5 protein-coding genes and 1 pseudogene are annotated in these 4,035 nt (G+C 25.6%); 2 read left to right on the plus strand and 4 right to left on the minus strand.

The annotated features are described in order from the left end of the window. Both ACWYO2_RS05060 and ACWYO2_RS05065 read right to left on the minus strand, forming a co-directional pair. On the minus strand, positions 1 to 594 hold a 594-nt coding region (locus tag ACWYO2_RS05060), incomplete at its 3' end, for a hypothetical protein (protein ID WP_455515397.1). Then, complete coding sequence (locus ACWYO2_RS05065) at positions 594 to 1,796, minus strand: aspartate kinase (RefSeq protein WP_455515398.1); 1,203 nt, start codon at positions 1,794 to 1,796, stop codon at positions 594 to 596. The genes ACWYO2_RS05060 and ACWYO2_RS05065, both read right to left, overlap by 1 nt. Positions 1,797 to 1,952: 156 nt before the next feature. Between ACWYO2_RS05065 and ACWYO2_RS05070 the strand changes: the two genes are divergently transcribed. Further along, positions 1,953 to 2,258, plus strand: a complete 306-nt coding sequence (locus ACWYO2_RS05070) for a hypothetical protein (protein ID WP_455515399.1) — start codon at positions 1,953 to 1,955, stop codon at positions 2,256 to 2,258. A 47-nt stretch (positions 2,259 to 2,305) separates the two neighbouring features. Here the strand turns inward: ACWYO2_RS05070 and ACWYO2_RS05075 are convergent, their stop codons facing one another. Continuing rightward, positions 2,306 to 2,461, minus strand: a complete 156-nt coding sequence (locus ACWYO2_RS05075) for a hypothetical protein (protein ID WP_455515400.1) — start codon at positions 2,459 to 2,461, stop codon at positions 2,306 to 2,308. Positions 2,462 to 2,663: 202 nt separating this feature from the next. Here ACWYO2_RS05075 and ACWYO2_RS05080 point away from each other — a divergent pair, with 202 nt between their 5' ends. After that, the gene (locus ACWYO2_RS05080) at positions 2,664 to 3,467 is read left to right on the plus strand and encodes a KilA-N domain-containing protein (protein WP_455515401.1); all 804 of its coding nucleotides are present in this window, start codon (positions 2,664 to 2,666) and stop codon (positions 3,465 to 3,467) included. A 243-nt stretch (positions 3,468 to 3,710) separates the two neighbouring features. Here ACWYO2_RS05080 and ACWYO2_RS05085 read toward each other — a convergent pair. Then, positions 3,711 to 4,034: pseudogene (locus ACWYO2_RS05085) on the minus strand (ATP-binding protein). Position 4,035 lies beyond the last annotated feature (1 nt).

Here is a 4,035-nt window from a genome sequence, read left to right on the forward strand (position 1 = left end):
TAAATCTTTTCTAGCCTCGTTAAAGTCCGATAATTTAATTTCATCAATTTCATATAAAGTTTTATTTACTAATTTATTATATTTATTTAATGGATAATCTGGAAATTGTTTCTCCATATCAGCTATTATTTCTTCACTATTATCTTTGTTATTTATAAGATGCATAAACAACTCATTAGAAAGATAATTATTTTTTCTTGATTTAGATATCCATAAATCATTGTATGCATCTCTATAATTATTTCTTTTCATTTCAAATAATCCTAAATAATTAAATACTTCATTTATATCATAGTCTTCTAATTCATAAAGTTGTTTTATTTTTTCATCATTATACTTAACATCTTTAAGCATAAGTGAAGCTAAAGTTTCAATATAGTAAACAGATAATTCTTTGTTATTAGCTTCATATTGGCTTGAAATCAATCCAACAACTTTATCTGTATATTTATACTTTTCTTTTTCTAATTTTGTTTTTAATATATTTACTTGATTTTCTTTTTTAATTTCCCTATAATCACTTTTTTCTATCACAGATATATTAGAACAAGCAATTATTGGTATAATCAATAAAATACTTACTACTTTTTTCATTATAATTCAAATTCCTTAGCTAATAAATTTGCAACTTTTTCTCCTACCTCTGCACTAACTATTATAGATATAGTAATTTCAGATGAAGATATTTGATGAAAACTAATATTATTATCAGAAAATACTTTAAATATCTTACTAAGCATTGTTAGTGATGTAGATAATCCTATACCTACAAGAGAAACTTTAACAACATCATTATTTATCATAATATTATAATTTTCATCTAAATTAGAAAATATATCTTTAACAGTTTGCTCATCAGTTTTAGCTATAGTAAATGCTATACTTCCACTTTCTGATAAAACATCATTTTGACTTATCATATCTATTGCTATACCATTTTCTGACGCAAGTTTAAATATTGGATATAAATTTTTAGCATAAGTCGCTATATTATCTATTGTTACCATACTAATATTTTTGTTTATTGATATTCCTTTAATTTCTTTCTTTTCCATTATTTTCTCCTTAAATGTAATAATAGTTCCATTTTCTTCACCTAAAGTCTTTCCAACATATATAGGTATACCATATTTAAATCCTAACTCTACAGCACGTGGCTCCATAACACCTGCTCCAAGATAAGCAAGTTCCATCATTTCTTCATACGAAATATATTCCAATTTTTTAGAATTTGGATAAACTCTTGGATCTATAGTATATATACCATCAACATCAGTATATATTCTACATTCAGCACCTAAAGAACAAGCTAAAGCTACTGCTGAAGTATCTGAACCACCTCTACCTAAAGTTGTGACATCTCCATTTTCATTTATACCTTGAAAACCGGCTACAATAACTATTTTATCATCATTTAAATAATTTAATATAGTATTATTATCAATACTTTCTATTGTATTTTTAGTGTGTATACCTAATGTTTTTATACCAGCTTGTGCTCCAGTTAAAGATATAGCATTTACACCCATTTCTATTAGAGCCATAGAAAGTAAAGCTATTGTTTGTTCTTCTCCTGTTGCCATTAATCTATCTAATTCTCTTTTATTTGGATTACTAGATATTTCTTTTGCAAGTTTTATTAAACCATCAGTTGTTTTCCCCATTGCAGATACTACAACTACTAATTTTTTTCCACTATTTTTAACTTCAATTAAATGTTTTGCTATATTTTTAATTTTATCTGTGGTTGCAACTGATGAACCACCATATTTATGAACTACAATATTATTTCCCATCACTATTTCTCCTGTTTTTTATTATATTTTATCATATTTTATTTTTTTTTTAAATATAGAAATATTTTTATTTAACATTTAATATCTTGATTTGTATATATCTTGAAAAAATTTTTAAAAATGTTATACTATAACAAAAAAAATTAGGAGGTAAATATGTACAATTCAGAATTTGATGGTAATATTTTAGAATATATAGGATATTTTCTATTAATGTGTATTTCAACATTTGTATCTTTTGGTATACTATATCCTTTTACATATATTTTATTTAAACGTTGGGAAGTTAGTCACACTATTATTGAAGGTAATAGATTGGTGTTTGAAGGCAAAATATCAGACTATTATCTAAAGTGTATAATTTGGGCACTCCTTTCTTTAATAACGTTCGGTATTTATGGACTTATCGTTCCAATGAGACAAAAACAATGGGAAACAGAAAATACACATTTTTTTAATTAGAAAATAAAACAGGCTTAAGATTATATTATAAACTTAAGCCTATATTTTTAATTATTATATATTCCCACAATCAATATTCCTATTGATATACCATAAAGTATACCTAAAATCAAATCATTAATATTTGAAGTTTTATTTAAAATTATCGCTGTAACTAAAAATATCATTCCAATTACTATTTGTTTATTTTTATTTAATTTCATATTATCACTCCTTTATTGTATTATATCATATATAATTTTTCTCCCTTTTTTATGGACATTTAAGATTGTACTGTATATCCTATTTTTTTTCAACTAATTTTGTGACACTTACTATTTTAATTTAGGTAATTTCAAGCTGGAAAAAACGTCTTAAAAATGCTATAATGTAAAATAATCAATTTAATGATTGGGAGGTGGTTATGTGTCTAAAATAAATGTTGAAGATTCAGAAATCTGCGTTATTACCATAGATAATAGGGATTACATTTCTTTAACAGATATGGTTAGAAATATTGAAAACGGATCTGCTTTAATAGAAAAATGGCTTAGAAACAAGAACACAATAGAGTTTTTAGGTATTTGGGAAGAAATGTATAATACAAATTTTAATTCCCCCGAATTCGAGGGAATTAAAAATGAAGCAGGATTTAACCGATTTATTTTATCTGTTAAGCAGTGGGTAGAAAAAACGAACTCTATCGGTATAGTTGCGAGGGCAGGAAGATATGGCGGAACTTATGCTCATAAAGATATAGCATTTGAGTTTGCTTCTTGGGTATCTCCATACTTTAAATTGTATTTGATTAAGGAATTTGAACGCCTAAAGGAAGAAGAACAAAAGAAGTTAGGCTGGGATATAAAAAGGAATTTGGCAAAAATCAATTATAGGATTCATACAGATGCCATTAAAAATAAGCTTGTACCTGAAAAACTTTCAAAAGAAAAAATCAACTTTATTTATGCAAGTGAGGCGGATATTCTAAATGTTTCTTTATTTGGAATAACAGCGAAAGAATGGCATAATGAAAATCCGGATTTAAAAGGCAATATTAGAGATTATGCAGATATATCGCAGCTTGTATGCCTTTCTAATCTTGAAAATCTTAATGCAGTATTTATAAATGAGGGCATGAGTCAATCTGAAAGACTGGAAAAACTAAATTCAATAGCAATTGAACAGATGAAAATATTATCTGAGAGTGAATCAATTAAAAAGTTGAAATAAAAGGATAATATCAATATGTAGTATAAAGGTGATTAGAGTAAAATCTAACCACCTTTTTTGTTGTAAAAAAGAAGGAGGTAAATATGTGAATAAATGATTTTCATAACATTTTAGAGCTTATAAAACAAGATGTTTTGCATAATGAATCAGAGTATCTGAAGCTCTTAAATGTTGTCGGAAACAATCAGAGTGTTAATGTAAATATAAAAATGTAAGATTGTGTCAAAATAAGAATGTAGTTTTTTATTCTTGATAATAATCTCTAACTCTATATGATCTACCAACTATACTAATAACATTACAATGATGTAATAATCTATCTAATATAGCACTTGCTAAAGTATTATCAGAAAATATATCACCCCAATACTTGAAATCAGCATTAGTTATAACTATTGTTTACTTCTTTTCATATCTTTCATTTATTAATCTAAAAAATATAAGTGTCTCTTCTTTAGTTATTGGAATATATCCTAATTCATCTATTATCAACACCCTATACTTACAATAATGCTTTATACGTTCATTTAATCTTCCTTCTTTATTTGCCTTATTTAATTGTGCTATT

The organism is Pseudostreptobacillus sp. (assembly GCF_977040545.1).